Source organism: Xenorhabdus khoisanae (assembly GCF_001037465.1).
Lineage (GTDB): Bacteria > Pseudomonadota > Gammaproteobacteria > Enterobacterales > Enterobacteriaceae > Xenorhabdus > Xenorhabdus khoisanae.
The window spans coordinates 76,531-94,712 of the sequence record NZ_LFCV01000030.1; the positions used below are offsets into that span (position 1 = coordinate 76,531).

11 protein-coding genes, 3 tRNA genes and 2 pseudogenes are annotated in these 18,182 nt (G+C 43.7%); 6 read left to right on the forward strand and 10 right to left on the reverse strand.

From position 1 onward, the window contains the following. Positions 1-18: 18 nt before the first annotated feature. Both AB204_RS21230 and AB204_RS05790 read right to left on the reverse strand, forming a co-directional pair. Positions 19-278, reverse strand: a pseudogene (locus tag AB204_RS21230) (IS1 family transposase); the annotation flags it as partial. A 168-nt stretch (positions 279-446) separates the two neighbouring features. After that, a tRNA-Gly gene (locus tag AB204_RS05790) sits at positions 447-522 on the reverse strand. Between the two features lie 388 nt (positions 523-910). Between AB204_RS05790 and AB204_RS05795 the strand changes: the two genes are divergently transcribed. Beyond that, positions 911-4,291, forward strand: a complete 3,381-nt coding sequence (locus tag AB204_RS05795) for an indolepyruvate ferredoxin oxidoreductase family protein (protein WP_047962432.1) — start codon at positions 911-913, stop codon at positions 4,289-4,291. 162 nt (positions 4,292-4,453) lie between these two features. Here AB204_RS05795 and AB204_RS05800 read toward each other — a convergent pair. The 3 genes from AB204_RS05800 to orn all read right to left on the reverse strand — a co-directional run bounded on the left by AB204_RS05800 (position 4,454) and on the right by orn (position 5,434). Continuing rightward, positions 4,454-4,529: transfer RNA gene (locus AB204_RS05800), tRNA-Gly, on the reverse strand. A 52-nt stretch (positions 4,530-4,581) separates the two neighbouring features. After that, positions 4,582-4,657: transfer RNA gene (locus tag AB204_RS05805), tRNA-Gly, on the reverse strand. 231 nt (positions 4,658-4,888) lie between these two features. Beyond that, positions 4,889-5,434: an oligoribonuclease gene (gene orn / locus AB204_RS05810; protein WP_047962433.1), complete on the reverse strand. Its 546-nt coding sequence runs from the start codon at positions 5,432-5,434 to the stop codon at positions 4,889-4,891. A gap of 110 nt (positions 5,435-5,544) precedes the next feature. On the opposite strand from orn, the gene rsgA reads away from it, so the two are divergent. The 5 genes from rsgA to pdxR all read left to right on the forward strand — a co-directional run bounded on the left by rsgA (position 5,545) and on the right by pdxR (position 13,656). After that, on the forward strand, positions 5,545-6,603 hold the full coding sequence (gene rsgA, locus AB204_RS05815) for a small ribosomal subunit biogenesis GTPase RsgA (protein ID WP_047962434.1): 1,059 nt from the start codon (positions 5,545-5,547) through the stop codon (positions 6,601-6,603). A gap of 94 nt (positions 6,604-6,697) precedes the next feature. After that, on the forward strand, positions 6,698-7,633 hold the full coding sequence (gene asd, locus AB204_RS05820; RefSeq protein ID WP_047962435.1) for an archaetidylserine decarboxylase: 936 nt from the start codon (positions 6,698-6,700) through the stop codon (positions 7,631-7,633). Between the two features lie 25 nt (positions 7,634-7,658). Further along, entirely contained in the window at positions 7,659-11,003 is a 3,345-nt protein-coding gene (gene mscM, locus AB204_RS05825; protein WP_047962436.1) for a miniconductance mechanosensitive channel MscM, read from the forward strand. Between the two features lie 12 nt (positions 11,004-11,015). Further along, complete coding sequence (locus tag AB204_RS05830; RefSeq protein WP_047962437.1) at positions 11,016-12,245, forward strand: MFS transporter; 1,230 nt, start codon at positions 11,016-11,018, stop codon at positions 12,243-12,245. Continuing rightward, positions 12,220-13,656 (forward strand): MocR-like pyridoxine biosynthesis transcription factor PdxR, encoded by a 1,437-nt coding sequence (gene pdxR / locus AB204_RS05835; protein WP_047962438.1) that lies wholly within the window; start codon positions 12,220-12,222, stop codon positions 13,654-13,656. Before AB204_RS05830 ends, pdxR begins: the two co-directional genes overlap by 26 nt. A 15-nt stretch (positions 13,657-13,671) precedes the next feature. On the opposite strand, the gene AB204_RS05840 is transcribed toward pdxR, so the two are convergent. The 5 genes and pseudogenes from AB204_RS05840 to AB204_RS23390 form a co-directional block, all read right to left on the reverse strand. Further along, positions 13,672-14,103, reverse strand: coding sequence for a carboxymuconolactone decarboxylase family protein (locus AB204_RS05840; protein ID WP_047962439.1), 432 nt, complete (start codon positions 14,101-14,103; stop codon positions 13,672-13,674). Between the two features lie 260 nt (positions 14,104-14,363). Further along, entirely contained in the window at positions 14,364-14,717 is a 354-nt protein-coding gene (locus AB204_RS05845; protein ID WP_047962440.1) for a DUF805 domain-containing protein, read from the reverse strand. Between the two features lie 376 nt (positions 14,718-15,093). Then, entirely contained in the window at positions 15,094-16,104 is a 1,011-nt protein-coding gene (locus tag AB204_RS05855; RefSeq protein ID WP_047962442.1) for a LacI family DNA-binding transcriptional regulator, read from the reverse strand. Positions 16,105-16,135: 31 nt separating this feature from the next. Then, positions 16,136-17,533, reverse strand: coding sequence for an MFS transporter (locus AB204_RS05860; RefSeq protein WP_047962443.1), 1,398 nt, complete (start codon positions 17,531-17,533; stop codon positions 16,136-16,138). Between the two features lie 538 nt (positions 17,534-18,071). Next, positions 18,072-18,182 (reverse strand): annotated as a pseudogene (locus AB204_RS23390) (sugar/pyridoxal phosphate phosphatase YigL); the annotation flags it as partial.

Below are 18,182 nucleotides of genomic sequence, written 5' to 3' on the forward strand. Positions count from 1 at the left end.
GAATCGAGATCATTTTTTCAGTAGTTTCTTGAGCGTTTTCTTGCTTTGCTTTCCAAAAGTATGAGCAATTGTACGCTTTAGGTGAACTTCCCAAGCATACCATAACCAACGTTGCTGCTTTTTATTCCGGCCTGACAGGCACGATAGGAATACTCGAGTTGGAAAGTGCGATGACAAGACAAGCAACGATAACGTTGATGGCTTCCTTTATCCGTACCATGCTTTTTAACACCTTTTGTCCGGTTGCAAAATCGACACTTAACTTCTACTGTGGCCATTAAGTTTTCCCATAAAAATAGGGATAATATCTGAATAATAACGCGTTGAATACATGACCATTCTTTTTATAAGGATAAAAAAGAGTATAAAAAAACAGACAAAAAAAGCAAATTACACTTTCAGACGTAAATATTCTTATGGAAATAAAATAACAGAATGGAGGAAATTGGAGCGGGAAACGAGACTCGAACTCGCGACCCCAACCTTGGCAAGGTTGTGCTCTACCAACTGAGCTATTCCCGCGTCGCTGATGGCTATTATTAGCCGGAGATACCTGAATACTGGTTAACGCTATGAACTAGTTAACACTATGAATAGCAAGACAATTATCTTAACCCATACATCAGGAATGTGCGCTATTATGAACATGTTCAGATAAGATGGCAAGCCCTTTACATTTATCCTCACACTAAACGCTCAAAAGATACTCGCTCAGTTCTGACACAAAAATGACATGCTATCTCCGTTGCAATTATTTAGAATAGCTTAGATCTCATGAAATTAACATTAAATAAACAAATAACTAACATCTAATAAGATTTATGCTTGTCGTAACCATTTGATAGAAATAGATTAGCATCAATTTTGGTCGTTACTTAGATGATTATTCTCTTCAGAGAGGGTCAAAGATATGGCTCGATATTATCAATCTAAATTTGTCACGGGCACTGAAGCGCTGGTCGACCTTCTACTCGCTCAAGCTAAATTAGATGAACTCCATAATCTTAATACAGCGGGATTCGTTTCGGGTTATCGCGGTTCACCTTTAGCCCGTTTAGATCAAATATTATGGCAACACAGTAAAGAGCTTATTCAGGCTAATATTCGGTTTCAGCCGGCAGTCAATGAGGATCTGGCGGCAGTTGCACTGCTGGGTACACAGAAAGTGGAATCTGACCCTGACAGGCAAGTTAATGGTATCTTTGGGATGTGGTACGGCAAAGGGCCGGGAGTCGATCGTTCTGGCGATGCACTGAGACATGGCAATGTCTATGGTTCCTCACCACACGGTGGTGTGTTGGTTATCGTCGGGGATGACCATGGCTGTGTCTCTTCTTCCATGTCCCACCAATCTGATCTCGCGATGATGGCATGGAGTATGCCCATTTTGCATCCGGCATCGGTTGCTGATTACCTCGATGTTGGTCTATGGGGGTGGGCAGCCTCACGCGTAAGCGGCGCATGGTTTGGATTCAAGGCGATCAGTGAAGTTGTGGAAAGTGGTGCTGCCAGAGAAAGTAAACCCTTCCCCGAGTACAAAATCCCTCAAGTTGACTCTGGCCCCGATGGGCTACACTGGCGTTGGCCAGATCTCCCCGGCCCGCAGCTTGAAAAACGTTTAGCCTATAAACTGAAAGCCATTGAAGATTTTGCCAAACTGAACCCCATTGATTATCTCCTCACACCTTGCGAACATCCACGCGCCTTACTGGTCACAGTTGGCAAAGCCCATCAGGATGTCATGGAAGCTCTGCGTGTTGGAGGACTGACGCCCTCCGAATTGGCACAACAAGGAATCGCGTTTCTTCATGTACGCTTGGTTTTTCCTTTATCACCGCTTCTCAGTGAACTAGCTGCACAAGTCACCGATATCTTTGTCATTGAAGAGAAAGCAGCCATCGTTGAAATGCTGTTAGCACATCAATTAGTTAAGTTACGAAAAAGCGTCAATCTGATAGGTAAACACAACCATCTCGGTCAAAAACTGTTGCCGGCTGACATAGAGTTACGTCCCTCACGGATCGCAACCCCGCTTTCTGGATGGTTACAACAGTTCGGCCTCTTTCTCTCCGTACCACCAGAATGGTCGATAGCGATTATTCCGCATGATGCCACTCTGCCTAAGCGAACACCTTATTTTTGTGCAGGGTGTCCCCATAGTACTTCAACCCGCTTGCCGGACGGTAGCCAAGCTCAAATTGGCATAGGATGCCATGTCATGGCTGCGTGGATGGATCGCAACACAGGAAACGGCCTCACTCCAATGGGAGGAGAAGGTATTGATTGGATAGGACACGCCCCTTTTGTCAATCGCTCTCACGTATTTCAGAATCTGGGAGATGGAACCTATTTTCATTCCGGTCACTTAGCTATCCGTCAGTCTGTTGCTGCGGGAAGTCACATTACTTATAAGTTACTGTTTAATGATGCTGTTGCAATGACAGGCGGACAGCCACTGGATGGAAACATTACAATATTACAAATTGCCTCTTTGATGATTTCAGAAGGGGTAAAAGAAGTCGTTGTCGTGACAGACCGTCCCGATAAATATAAAGATAAAAGCCGCCTTCCCGCCAATGTGAAGTTCTATGGGCGGGACTATCTGGAAGATATACAGAAACGACTTCGTGAAATTGTTGGCGTAACAGTCATCATCTATGAACAAGAGTGTGCTACGGAGCTTCGCCGCAAAAGAAAGCGTGGGTTAGCCCCCAAAGTGACACGACGTGCTGTCATTAACGAGCAAGTTTGTGAAGGCTGTGGTGATTGTCAAATACAATCGAATTGTCTCGCTGTGATCCCGACAAAAACCCTTTTAGGCACTAAGCGCACGATAGATCAACACGTTTGTAATTCGGATTTATCCTGTCTGAAAGGATTTTGCCCCAGCTTTATCACCGTCGAAAATGCCAATCCATGTCCCGATCTCAGCAAAATTATCTCACAAACCGATTTAGAAAAAATTATCCAGAAGCTACCTCTACCAACACCCAGCCCGGCGAAAACTCCTTATGAAATCCTATTGGTTGGTGTCGGCGGTACAGGCATCGTCACCGCAGGACATCTCCTTGCAAATGCCGCCCAATTAGATGATTGTGCCGTCAGTTTGCTCAATTTTACCGGTTTTGCCCAAAAGGGAGGGGAAGCGATAACCCATGTTCGGTTATGCCATGACGCCAATAAATTGCATCAAGTCAGGATTGATCGAGGGCGAGCCAATCTGGTTATCGCTGCTGATCTCGTTGCTGCAATAGGGCAAAATGCGCTGGAAGTTATGTCGAGGGGTTCGACGAAATGCATCCTGAACACTCATGAAACGCAAATTGGCGCAATGCTCCGAGCCCCGATGTTGGATCTGGATCAACCTAAGATGCTAGATATCCTTAACCAACATACTCACGCATTACTCCCTATTGATGCAGAAATGATGGCCACTCATCTGGTGGGAGACAGAGATCAAACAAATATCATATTAATCGGTTATGCCTGGCAACTCGGCAAACTCCCGATCACGCTATCTTCTATCAACAATACCATTCAAGAGCTGGGAAATTCAGCAGGTAATGCACGGCGGGCTTTCCAGATAGGCCGTATCGCGGCTGTACAGCCAGAGATTTTACAGGAGCATTTAAATATGCATCCACAAAAAAGCATAAAAAGTCTGGACGACCTCGTGATGCACCGATATCAATTGCTGGTTGATTATCAGAATGAAAGATACGCGATGCATTATCTCAGCCGTGTTGCCCAGATTCAAATGGTAGCGCAACAGATTGATGCCGAAGAAATTACCCGAGCAGTTGCTGAAAACTTATTTAAATTGATGGCGTACAAAGATGAATATGAAGTTGCGCGCCTTTTCGTCAAAACTGATTTTTTCGATAATCTCCAAACTCAATTCGATAATACCAATAAAATTCGCTTTCACCTCAGCCTTCCCCTTTTCAATCGTAAAGATCCCCGCACAGGTCAACGAGGAAAACGGGAATACGGTTCATGGATTATTCCTATACTCCGCTTCCTTGCTGCGTGTAAATCACTGCGTGGCACTATTTTCGATATTTTTGGCTATCAGGAAGAGCGTAAGCAGGAAAGAAATTTGCTGCTTGAATATGAGCGATTAATTGATGTTTTGATCGAAAAAATGGATCACAATAATTTGGCAATCTGTCAGCAGCTTGCTGAATTACCCAATCAAGTGCGTGGTTTTGGACATGTGAAGCAAAAAGCGATGAAATATATGATGGAATGTAAGGAAACATTGCTGAAAGAATTACAAAAAACAATGTGATAATACGTGTTGGACATCATTGTAACTGACCAAACCGCAGCACCATTGAATGTTCACGTGGCTGTTGGCCTTGGTTAGATATTTTGAAAACAAAAAAAGCGCCTTTAGGCGCTTTTTTCTATGACTTGCAGACTTTGATAAAAAAATCTACCGTCCTGAATTTGGAGCGGGAAACGAGACTCGAACTCGCGACCCCAACCTTGGCAAGGTTGTGCTCTACCAACTGAGCTATTCCCGCATTTGTATGGCTTATATCGGCCTAATTCTTCACACCCGCATAACTTTTAATTTGGAGCGGGAAACGAGACTCGAACTCGCGACCCCGACCTTGGCAAGGTCGTGCTCTACCAACTGAGCTATTCCCGCTTAAATCTTGGTGTGACGTACTGTTGAAATTATTCATCGGTACGGGGAGCGCATTATACGAGGAATTATTCGTCTGGCAAGTCCCAAAACACAAAAAATCGCGTTTTTTCTCTGATTGATGATTAAATCGGCAAATTATCCGCTTAATCATCAACACAGCGATTAACTTACGTACAAGCCTTTTACCAACGCCTGATTTTTTTCTGGATAACGTTTATTTCTGGATAACGTCTATTTCTGGATAAAGTGCTCACGGTAATACACCAATTCAGCAATGGATTCCCGAATATCATCCAACGCCTGATGAGTATTTTTCTTACTGAACCCTGACAACATCTCAGGTTTCCAACGACGGGCCAATTCTTTCAGCGTACTGACATCCAAGTAACGGTAGTGAAAATATTTCTCCAACTCTGGCATATAACGGAACAGGAAACGGCGATCCTGCCCCACACTATTGCCACAAATTGGCGATTTCCCTGCCGGAACCCACTGTTCCAGAAAGTCGATAGTCGCTTTCTCTGCCTGAGCATCAGCAAACCGGCTCTGTTTCACTCGCTCGACCAACCCACTGGCAGTATGCGTCCGCACATTCCAGTCATCCATCAATGCCAATTGCTCATCTGACTGGTGCACCGCAATCACAGGGCCTTCTGCAAGGATATTTAACTCCGCATCTGTGACAATAGTTGCGATTTCGATTATGCGATCCCGCTCGGGATCTAATCCCGTCATCTCTAAATCTATCCAGATAAGATTGTTCTCACTTTTTGACATGATATATCCTAGTTTCCTTCAAAAGAGGTAGTCTGTATCGGTGATGTATCATAACGTTTTTGATCATTCACAGCGACAATCAGCAAGATAGATAAAATAAGTGAGATTCGGTGGCTAAAAGTAAACTCTCCAAAGGGCAGCAACGCCGTGTGCAAGCCAATCATCAGCGCAGGCTGAACAAGACTAATGCCAACAAACCAGAAATGGATGATAGCCAGTTTGGCGACCCACAGGAAGGGCTGGTGATCAGCCGCTTCGGGCAACATGCCGATATTGAGGCCGCAGATTATTCCATACAGCGTTGCAATATTCGCAGAACAATCGGCTCATTGGTGACGGGCGATCGCGTTGTATGGCGCCCAGCGTTGCAACTCCAATCTGATGTCAAAGTTAATGGGATCGTAGAAGCAGTTCATGAGCGTACTTCTGTGCTTACACGCCCCGACTACTACGATGGCATCAAGCCCATCGCGTCAAATATCAACCAAATTGTGATTGTTTCCGCTATATTGCCGGAGCTTTCATTGAATATTATTGATCGCTATTTAGTCGCATGTGAAACACTCAACGTCGAGCCTTTGCTCGTACTCAATAAAGTCGATCTGTTGGCCCCCGAAAGCCGGGCATGGGTTAACGATGTCATGAACATTTACCGCAATATCGGCTATAGCGTACTGGAAGTTTCCAGCCATACCGGTGAAGGGATATCTGAACTTACCTCTCTGTTGGCTGATAAAATCAGCATCTTTGCAGGGCAGTCTGGTGTTGGGAAATCCAGCTTGCTCAATACCCTGCTGCCTGATACTGAAAAAGACATTCTGGTTAACGAGGTTTCTGATAATTCCGGTCTGGGCCAGCACACCACCACGACAGCACGCCTCTACCATTTCCCATTGGGGGGCGATGTAATTGATTCTCCGGGTGTGCGTGAGTTCGGATTATGGCACCTGACACCGGAGCAGGTGACACAAGGCTTTATTGAGTTCCGCGAATACCTTGGCGGATGCAAATTCCGGGACTGCAAACATCACAATGATCCGGGATGTGCCTTAAGGGAAGCGTTAGAACAAGGCATTATTGCAGAAGAGCGTTTCGAAAATTATCACCGGATTCTGGAAAGCATGGCACAAGTTAAACCACGCCGAAATTTCACAGGCGGTCAAAAATAAGACAATAATTAACGATACCCTGACATTCAAAATAATGGCAGGTACAATAGAAAACTTTTGTCCAATTTGCCAGGAAAAAATCCAAGAGGTTGACGTGCTGGATAATCTTAAAATCAGGTTACAATATTTACTGCCAAAACAATGCATTACAAATTTGGCAGGCTGGTTTGCCAATAAAAAGGCGGGCTGGCTAACACAACTTGTAATCAAGGCTTTCGCCAAAACCTATAAAGTGGACATGAATGAAGCCAAAGACCCTTCATTCACTGCTTACTCAACATTCAATGAGTTTTTTGTCCGCCCATTGAAGGAAGACATTCGCCCTATCGTCAATGAAGCCAATCAATTGGCTCTGCCGGCAGACGGAACCGTCAGCCAGCTTGGGGCGATCCGCGAAGAGCAAATTATTCAAGCCAAAGGCCACTACTACACTGTTGAAGCTCTTCTGGCAGGGCAATATCAACTCGCCGGGCAATTTCGCAACGGTCAGTTTATTACCACTTACTTATCGCCAAAAGATTATCACCGTGTCCATATGCCATGCGACGGTGTGCTAAAAGAAATGATCTATGTTCCCGGCGATCTTTTTTCAGTCAATCCATTGACGGCAGCCAATGTACCAAATTTGTTTGCGCGTAATGAACGTGTCATCTGTGTGTTTGAAACAGCATACGGGCCAATGGTACAAATTCTGGTGGGTGCAACGATTGTTGGTAGTATTGAAACCGTTTGGAGTGGTTGTGTTACACCACCGCGTGAAGGCATCATCAAACGCTGGGCGTATCCGGCAGAAGGTGAAGAAGGTGCGGTTTCTCTCAAGAAAGGAGAGGAAATGGGGCGCTTCAAACTTGGTTCAACTGTTATCAACCTGTTTGCTTCCAATCAGGTTAATTTTGCCAATAATTTATACAGTGGTTCACAAACCCGCATGGGTGGTTTGCTGGCTCAGGCTATCACGGCAGAAGACTCGGCCGTGAACACCGATGAATCAGTAAATGATGAACCAATGAGTAAAGACATCGTCAGCTAATTTTAGATCCAAGGAGCCCCTTATTGTGCGCCTGATTATCAGTTTACTTCTCAGCCTGTTGATTGCAAATCCGGCTTTTGCTGCTATCACACAGTTGGATGAAACCCAGCTGAAACAAGAGTTAAAGCAGGTTGAAGGTAGTAAGAATCCACAAGGTTCTGAAATCGCGCAAGCACTTCAAGGGGCTATAAATTGGGTTAACGATACAAAATCCGCCAATGAGCGCACTCAAAAGTATCAACAGGCGATTGATGATTTTCCATCTATCATCAGAGAATTACGCCAGAAAATTCTTGCCGAAAGTAATACTGTTCCCCCCATTCCTGCTAACCAGTCTATCAGTAATTTAGAACAACAAATTATTCAGGTTAGTGGCGAATTTCTGGAACAGGGGCGCCAATTACAGCAAGAACAGGATAAGATCCGGGAAATCAGCGATTCCATAAACCAGTTACCTCAGCAACAGGTTGAGGCGAAACGTCTGCTGACAGAAGCGGCTTCCCGTCTCCAATCTTTGGGTTCACCTTCCTCTCCCCTCTCTGAAGCACAACTGACTTTGGCCCAAGCAGAAGTCAACACCCGTAAAGCCGTGACCAACGAACTGGAAATGGCACAACTTTCTGCTAATAACCGGCAAGAAATTGCCCGCATACGTGCCGATTTATTTAAAAAACGCTACCAACGGCTGGATCTTAAACTCCAACAATTGCGCAGTCAGCTAAACAGCCAACGCCAACAAAAAGCCGAATCTGCACTTGAACATACCGAAATGCTGGCAGAACAGAGTGGTGGGAAACTGCCACAATTTTTGCTGGATGAGCTTCATAAAAACCGCCAATTATCACAAATGCTCAGTCACCAAACTCAGAGCATGGATGTTATTGGTTCACAACAGCGCAAGGCTGCCAGCGATATTTTGCTGGTACGCCAGACACTTAATACTATTCGTGAACAGGCACAATGGCTAAGCGACTCCACTGCACTTGGGGAAGCCTTAAGAGCTCAGGTCACTCGTATCCCTGATATGCCAAAATCCCAGCAACTCGACAGAAGTATTGCCGAATTGCGGGTCGAAAGGCTGAAATACGAGGATATGCTGGAACATTCACAGAGCGATCCTGACCAGACATCATCTTCATATAATTCCCTGACTCCGGCACAGAAACAAGTTTATGAATCCCTTACCCGGACTCGGAAGGAGCTGTTAAATTCTCTGCTCTCAGGGTATGACAACGAAATTCTGGAATTAACAAAGCTCAAAGTAGCCACCAACCAATTAAATGATGCGGTGAAAGAAGTTCGGGACGCCACTCATCGCTATCTGTTCTGGGTCGCAGATGTTAATTCCATATCGCTGGATTATCCACTACAGGTAGTGCAAGCTCTGACGCGCCTTCTGTCTCTGGATACATTTTCGCAGTTAGGTGCCGCAATCCATAATATGCTGACTACACAGGATACTCTGCTCTATTTGCTGGGTACTTTGCTACTAGTGATTTTCAGTATCAGCTCGCACCGCCAATATCATGCTTTTCTTGAGCGTTCCAGCAACCGCATCGGCAAAGTGACACAAGACCATTTCTCTCTTACTTTGCGTACTGTTTTCTGGTCTATCATCGCGGCATTACCGCTGCCGATGCTCTGGTCTGCCATTGGTTATGGTCTGCAAAATGCGTGGCAGTATCCGATGGCTAACGCAATTGGCGATGGTGTACGTGCAACAACGCCAGTGCTATGGGTCTTTATGCTCAGTGCCGCGTTTGCTCATCCGAATGGCTTATTTATCGCGCACTTTCGCTGGCCTGAAGAGCGCATAAAACGGGCAATGCGTTTCTATCGCCTGTCCATTTTCCTGATCGTGCCTCTCATGATGGCATTAATCACCTTTAACAACTACAGCGACCGGGAATTTACCCCGACCCTCGGCAGGCTCTGTTTTGTGATGCTTTGTATTTCCTTAAGTTTGGTGACTAACAGCCTAAAACGTGCCGGTATCCCGCTTTACATGGACAAATACGGATCAGGTGAAAATATCGTTAGCTCTGTCCTATGGTGGATACTGCTTTCTGCCCCAATCTTAGCAGCATTTGCTTCGATCCTCGGCTATCTGCAAACATCACAGGCTTTGCTGGGGCGTCTGGAAACCTCCGTTGCTATCTGGTTTTTCTTGCTGGTCATTTACCACATTATTCGTCGATGGATGCTGATCCAACGGCGCAAAATTGCTTTTGAGCGTGCCAAACAGCGTCGTGCAGAAATACTGGCTCAACGCGCCAAGAGCGAAGACGATTCAAGCAATATCAATAGCAGTGTAGAAGGCTCGATCGAAGTTGAAGAACCCGTTATTGATTTGGATGCAATCAGCGCCCAGTCATTAGGGTTAGTACGTTCGATCCTGACAATGCTTGCTCTCGTTTCACTCATTCTATTGTGGTCTGAATTACATTCAGCGTTTTCTTTCCTTGAAAATATCAGGCTCTGGAACGTTAGTACGACCATAAACGGTGTCGATACTGTCCAGCCAATTACTCTCGGCTCAATACTCGTTGCGATATTGGTTATCATCATTACTACGCAACTTGTCCGTAATTTGCCTGCCTTGCTGGAACTTGCCCTGTTACAGCATTTGGATTTATCACCAGGTACAGGTTATGCCATCACAACGCTGACCAAATACAGTATTACCCTGATTGGTGGCTTGGTTGGCTTCTCCATGATGGGTATTGAGTGGTCTAAACTTCAATGGCTGATTGCCGCGATGGGGGTGGGTCTTGGTTTTGGCTTACAGGAAATTTTCGCCAATATTATTTCCGGCCTGATCATCCTGTTTGAAAAGCCAATCCGGATTGGTGATACCGTGACCATCCGTGGCCTGACTGGCAGCATTACGAAGATCAATACGCGCGCCACCACCCTGTCCGACTGGGACAGAAAAGAAATTATTGTTCCCAATAAAGCCTTTATTACTGAGCAATTCATCAACTGGTCGCTGTCTGACACGATCACCCGTATCGTTCTGACTGTCCCTGTCCCGGCTGATACTGAATCCGCATATGCCACCAACATATTAATGACTGCGGCCAAAAGCTCACCATTAATTCTCGATAATCCAATGCCAGAAGTATATTTAGTGGATTTGCAGCAAGGTATTCAGATTTACGAGTTGCGTGCTTATGCCGCAGAAATGGGGCACCGTATGCCTGCCCGCCATGAAGTACACCAACACATTTTGCAGGAATTCCGCAAACACAATATTACCTTGCCATTCCCGCCTTTTCAGGCACGGGTTGATATTTTTGGTCAAGAAATACGTAGTTATACAGCCAACACTTCAGGCCGAAATCCACCACGTAAACCAGGGGCACTATAATATTACTGCGACATGATCAAACGCATACCTTTTCAAATTAGCGGATTATTGGCATTAAATGGCGTTTCTATTTTAGGAAACGCCATTACTGAGATTGCTATTCCGTGGCTGATTCTGGAAATATCGGGTAGCCCACTTTTGGTTGCTACAGTGATGTCCGCAAAAATTCTGCCGTTGATCTTCTCCATTTTCTTTAGCGCACAATTAGTAGATAAATACGGGGCATTCCGCATCTCAGTGTTATCTGATTTGGTGAATTTCCTCAGTGTCCTGCTGATCCCTGTGTTTTATACAATGGATATACTGCACTTCTATCTGTTGGCTGTTTTACTGATATTTTCCACTGTCCTGGATTCTCCGGGGCGATTGGCAAAAGATGTGATGCTGGCAAAGGAGATCAGGCAAAATAAACGGGAACATGAGTTGATCAATGGGATCAACAGCACCATTGAGAATATTTGCGATTTGATCGGCCCTGTTATTGGATCATTCATTATTGCCCTGCTCGGTACGATCAATGCCTTATATTTTGATGCCATAAGTTTCTTGGCTGTCGCACTGGGACTAATTATTCTGAGAAAACATTTTATCGCCAATATCAATGAAGTCACCAAAACCCCTTCTCTGCCACATCATTATTTCCTCGAAGCATTCAGGTATATAAAATCTGAGAAAGCGCTTTTTGCAGTACTTATCATTAGTTCGGTAGTGAATTTTGTACTCACACCGTTTTTGATCGTTTATTTACCGTATGTGAATAAACAGGAATTTAATTCTGTTTTAAGCCTTGGTGTCTCAATGACTTGCTTTGGCGTAGGAACAACGCTTTCTTCATTGCTGTATGGTGTTTACGGAAAACATTTTTCCAGCAACCGTATAATTCTTTCTGGATACAGCCTATTCGTGCTGTTTCTGATATCCCTGAACCTATTCAGCGGACAATATATCCTGTTCATCCAGCTTTTCGCTATTGGCATGTGTATTGGGTTTTCTGCCCCCGTTGAAGTCACTCTGATTCAACGTCAGGTATCAGAAAAGCTGTTTGGCCGCATGATGACGCTGTTTTCCTCTACACGATTCCTTGCCGTACCTGTCGGGTATCTCTGTTTTGGTGCGGTACTGGAATCCGGCCTTGCCAGACAAACACCCTTGATTATGGCTGGCGTGGTATTGGGGGGATTAGCAATTTACGGAGTGATGCAAAAAAGGGAGAAAAGTGAAAACGACAATTTTTCAGTCTGATACTTATTTACAAAGGGATATATCCTTACCTCTGTATCGCCAAATATACCAACGGTTTGTTAAATCCATCACTCAGGGAATCTTACAACCTGAGCAGCGTGTTCCTTCTATTCGCACGTTATCCAGCGAACTGAAAGTTTCACGTAGTACAATAGAATTGGCCTACACGTTATTGATTGAAGAAGGCTATCTGGAAGCCAGAGGACAAGCCAGAACCGTAGTTTCATCACAGATTGCCGGCATACACTTAAAATCACCTGCAATACTGCCCCCATCTGAGCCAGAAACGAACAATTTATCACTATTCAATGGTGCTGCATCAACGCAACCACAGATTTATCAATTGGGATTACCTGCGTTAGATCTTTTTCCCCGTAAATTATGGAATACACTGAGTGCTAAACACATCCGTTTGCAAAGCAAACAGATGTTTTATCCTCAAGCTACAGGCTATCCGCCATTACAAGAGGCCATTGCATCTTATCTGCAATTATCGCGTGGTATAAGCTGTGCCCCACAACAAGTGTTCATCACCGCAGGCTATCGTGGGGCACTCACTCTTATCGGCCGGACTCTTCTAAAACCGCAAGATCAAGTTTGGCTCGAAGATCCCTGCTTTCCTCCCGGCTATCATTTACTGATGCAGATGGGCGCTGAAATTGTTCCCATTCCCGTTGATCAGCATGGTATCTGTGTTTCATTCGCTCAGGAACGTGCTCCTGATGCACGACTTGCCTTAGTGACTCCTACACATCAAAGTCCGTTGGGAGTCTCTTTGTCGATGGAACGCAGGCAGGCACTTCTGGCATGGGCAGAGCAGAACAATGCTTTTGTGATCGAAGATGATTACGATAGCGAATTCCGATACGAAAGCCGTCCTCAGCCTTCATTGGCCAGTTTAGGATCTGAAAATATCTTGTATCTCGGGACATTCAGCAAAACTCTAACACCCGCGCTCAGGCTTGCTTATTTGGTTGTCCCTCCCCATTTGTTGCCGCTTTTCAATACCACATGCCAAATTTGGCATGATGGATGCCCTTTATTACAGCAGGCCGTTGTTGCTGATTTTATACAAGAAGGGCATTTCACCCGCCATTTGCGCAATATGCGCACTGCCTATACGCAGCGACGCCAGATAGTGACTGAGAGCTTAAAGCACGTTTTTGATACCCGCTTACAGTTTGATATTCCCGCTAGTGGGCTGAATTTACTGGCTCGTGTTGAACATCATGAAGATGATATCGCACTGGCTCAACGCGCCAGAGAACATCAATTTGGCATTGCCGCTTTGTCTGCACGAAGTTTGGGATCAGATTGTGGCAAAGGATTACTATTTGGATTTGCCAATCAAACCACACAAGAAGAGGCATTAAAGCACGCGCAAAACCTGCAACAATGTTTGTGTATATAACCTCTCAACCGAAAATTATTGGCGCATGCCAATCGCAAGGCGATTCATTCCATTCATCAACGCAATGGCAAAAGTCAGATCCACAATTTCTTTATCCGTAAAATAATCTTTCAATGGCAAGTAAGCTTCATCAGAAGCATGTGTTGTTACGACATGCGTCAATGATTCTGCCCACCCTAATGCCGCTTTCTCACGTAAGGTAAACTGCCCGCTGACATGCCATCCCGCCAATTCAGCTAAACGGCGCTCCATTTCCTGATGACTCCTCAGAAACTGAGTGTGTTTGTTTAAACAGAAAGCACAGCCATTGATCTGGGAAACGCGAAGATAAATCAATTCAATCAACGGCAAACCCAGCGGGCTTTTTTCCAATCCTTGCCTTACCGCACGAAAACCTTGCAATAGTTCAGGAGATAAATCGTAATACTCAAGTCGCAATTCATGCATAAATAACTCCTTATTTCATATCGTTAATGAGCATTATGAAGATATAACAAGCCGATAACCGAAATAAGGGACAAGATTGGAATTTTGAACCATGACAAGTTATTCAACCTAGCAGAAAATAAATAACCCATGATCTTTAGAAGAGCGGTATTATTCGCTTACGGCGATTTTTTATAAAAAAAACGCTGCCCGAAAATGATGAACAGCGTTTTAAAAATGATGGCAAACTATACTTTTACTTTAGGCAATGCCTTAAATTATTAAAGCATTTTTTTCGGATCTGCTCCGTATTCGTTATCTCCCTGAGTACCTTCTAACAGAGTAAATACGAATAGGACAATGTTTACTAATGGAATAAAAATCAATAAAAAAAACCAACCAGAGCGGTTAGTATCATGAAGGCGACGTACCGTTACTGCGATGTTTGGAATTAAGGAGAAAAGCGCATAAGCACCAACCAAGACCAAACCAATAGACTCATCAATTGCTGAACCCAATATACAGAGTGCCAAGACTGCAATCATATTGAACAAATAAAACATCCAATATTCTTTACGACGGGCGCGCCCTGAGAATATAGCATATTTTGTAAAGACACCAAGATACCAATTCATAATATCACTTAATTGAAATTAGATTTTATAAAGGAAAAGCAGACAAACTATAAAGGATGATTAACTTTACACTTACTTACCTTTTAAAGTCTATATTTCATTATTCTCAGAGCAATACTGTATTATTTGCATCGTTATTAGATAATGAATTAAAAAATTCTTCCAAATGCCAAATTCCAAACAAATCCAATATAAATATCTCTGGCACATATCAAAGTTACACGCAAAACTATCAGAAAAATAAAGACAATAAATTTATTATTAACACTCGTTAGAATTTTATTTATTTTCAAAGATGATAGTTAGCTGTGTTATATATATAAAATAACTAATATCGACATAAAAATACTTTATTTCACTACCCAAGAGAAAAAAATCAAAAAATACTGCGACAACCACAAGACTCACCAATCTGTAATTCAAATTCAAACTCGCGCTCCTGAGCTTTCCCATCCCAGGTTCTCAATATTTCAATGGCTGTTTGCGCCATTTTGTCAATTGGCTGACGCACTGCCGTCAAGGACGGTACATTAAACTGGGATTGTTGTGTGGCATTAAAACAAACCAATGCAATATCATCGGGTACAGCGATTCCATTCTCAGCCAACGCACGCAGGCATCCAAATGCCTGTAATTCATTGGTGGCAAACAGCGCACGAGGCCGCTTTCCTTTTAACATTTGTAAAGTGATTTCGTAGCCTCCCTGACGGGTATATTCCGTGGAAAAAATCCACTCATCACGTACCACCAAATTTGCCTGCATCAAGGCATCACGCCAACCAGACAGCCGATCTTGTGTATTCAACATATCAAGAGGACCACAAATAATAGCAATATCCCTATAACCATGTTGAGTGAGATGTTGAGTCACCTTGAATGCGGCAATCCGTTCATTGACACGAACCGCACTGACATTTGATCCCGCATTGACCCAATCCAACATCACGCAAGGTGTGCCACTGGCCTGAATCAAATCAATATATGGATGGCGATCAACACTCGTGTACAGCAGACCATCAATTTGACGGTTCAATAAGTTGTTGAGCAACTCTTTTTCACGGGTACGATTATCCCCGGAATCCCCTGGCAGCAAAACTTGCCCATGTTTGAATGCCTCCTGTTGCAAGGCATGAGCAACAGAAGAAAGAAAAGGATTGGCAATATTTGGCAAAATAAGCCCGTAAGCATGTGTTGTCCCAGAAACCAATGCCTTTGCAATACTATTAGGTCGGTATCCCGTTTTCTGAATCGCTGCCAATACACGCTGACGAGTCGCTTCTGCAACAGGTCGGGGGCCACCATTGATAACATAACTGACAACCGCTACTGAGGTTCCAGCCTCTTTTGCAACATCACTACGCGTCACTCTTTTCAAGTGTGAATTCATGATATATGTCGCCCGCAGGTTAAGATCGACTCTAAATCGCGTCCTCAAGTAAATTGAGATCCCGACCACGTGTTTCTGGTGCAAAGAATGTCGTAATAAACCCAATACCTGCCATCAACGCAAAATAGCAGGCAATAGGCCACCAATGCCCTGTAAAAGATAATAATGCTGACGCAATTAATGGTGCGGTGCCTCCCGATAACATGGCTCCCAACTCTTTCGCAAAAGCCATCTTAGTATAACGATTCGCCGCGCCAAAAAGTTCCACCCCCCACGCAGCCTGAGCACCAAAGAGCCCCAGAGAAGCCAGCCCCATGCCTACAACAATAGTTGGGATGACAATCATAGGTTCGCGGCTTTCCAGTAAGATAAAAACAGGAAATGCGTAAAGCATAAGTAACAAGCAAAACCAGCGATAGGTGATACGGCGTCCAAAGCGATCTGACAGATAGCCTGACAATGGTATGATCAAAAAACCCAAAATGGATGCGATAAATACCGCAATGGTGGGAATAAATTTGTCCAGCATCAGCGCATTGGCGACATAACCGATGATGAACCCTTGGGCCAGATATGAAGGGCCATTTTCGCCAATACGTAAGCCAATCATGATCCAAAAAGCCTTAGTACGTTGCCAGAAACATCGATTTTCATAAGCTACTCGTTGCTTCTCACTTGCAGCCAATGATTGCAAACGTTGCTCTGCCAACTCTGTCTTGTAACGTTCAAAAACAGGTGTCTCATTCATATATCGGCGAATATAAAGTGCAACTATCACAATTAAGGCACTGGACAGAAATGGAATACGCCATCCCCAATCGAGTAAATCTTCTTTATCCATTGTCAATACCAGCAACCAAACCAGCGATGCCAGCAGAGTTCCACTATTTGAACCCAAGGCAATGACAGAAGAAACCAGGCCCCGTTTTGCTGGTGGTGCAAATTCCCCAAGTATAACCGTGCCGCCAGATAGTGCTGCACCTGCCCCTAATCCCTGTATGAATCGCAATATTACCAAACAGGCAGGAGCCCAAGCTCCGATATGAGCATAGCCGGGAATAAATCCAATTAACGTGGTTGAGATCCCCATCAAGATAACCGTCATCATCATGACGATCTTTCGCCCCTTGCGATCACCTAACCATCCAAACAAAAGAGCACCAATGGGACGAGCGATAAATCCAACTGAATAGGTTGCAAAACTGGCAAAGAGGGCGACGGTGGGTGTCATATCGGGGAAGAAAATATCCCCGAAAATAATACCCGCCGCCAATCCATATAGAGCAAAATCAGCATATTCCACTGTCGTTCCCAACCAACAGGAAAAAACGGCACGCCGAAATCCCTTGCGTCCTTCTTTTGTTGCTAGACACGCTTCAGAAGCATGCTGTATCTGAATGGCAGCTAATGCCGTATTTTCATACGGCATTGCAATATATTCCCTGAATGTTGGAACAGTAAAATTTCAATTCCAACGTGGTATATCTAAAAATATTATTGTTATTCATGAATGATATTTATACATAAACTTATCTACTCGCGTAGAATATTCAAATAGAAGAACTCAATAATCTAATGCCAGTCACAAATATTAGGGAAAAATTAAGTTTTGTAATTAATAAATTTTAAAAAGAAGACACTAAAATTTGTTTCACAGCAATATAATAACAGAACTTACCCATTAAATTTTTCGATATCACATCCAAATCAAAAAAGATAAATCCATGTAAAAACAATACATTAATAAATAACAATCACGCCATAACAAAACCAATTTAAATTAGAATAATAAAAATAATTTCATTTTATAAATAATTACTTACTATTTATTTAGCATTGAAAACAAAAAGCACACTCATACAAAAGTTAAAAACAAATAATACTATTAATTAGCATGGTTAATATTAAAAGCAAAAAACAACCCCCAATAGGAGGCTGTTTTCTCTCAATAATTCAGATTATTAGCATCAAACCTGATACATTGTCCGCAAATAACAAGAAACTGCATCATCAGAATTGGAACCTATAACTTCCATCTCCGGTAAAATGTCTTTCAAACGCTGATGTGCTCCCTGCAT

What these genes read in the sequence shown, in the direction of transcription:
- AB204_RS05795 (WP_047962432.1), top strand. Translation starts at nt 911, where the DNA reads ATGGCTCGATATTATCAATCTAAATTTGTCACGGGCACTGAAGCGCTG.
- orn (WP_047962433.1), bottom strand. Translation starts at nt 5,434, where the DNA reads ATGTCAAAAAGTGAGAACAATCTTATCTGGATAGATTTAGAGATGACG.
- AB204_RS05830 (WP_047962437.1), top strand. Translation starts at nt 11,016, where the DNA reads ATGATCAAACGCATACCTTTTCAAATTAGCGGATTATTGGCATTAAAT.
- AB204_RS05840 (WP_047962439.1), bottom strand. Translation starts at nt 14,103, where the DNA reads ATGCATGAATTGCGACTTGAGTATTACGATTTATCTCCTGAACTATTG.
- AB204_RS05845 (WP_047962440.1), bottom strand. Translation starts at nt 14,717, where the DNA reads ATGAATTGGTATCTTGGTGTCTTTACAAAATATGCTATATTCTCAGGG.
- AB204_RS05855 (WP_047962442.1), bottom strand. Translation starts at nt 16,104, where the DNA reads ATGAATTCACACTTGAAAAGAGTGACGCGTAGTGATGTTGCAAAAGAG.
- AB204_RS05860 (WP_047962443.1), bottom strand. Translation starts at nt 17,533, where the DNA reads ATGCCGTATGAAAATACGGCATTAGCTGCCATTCAGATACAGCATGCT.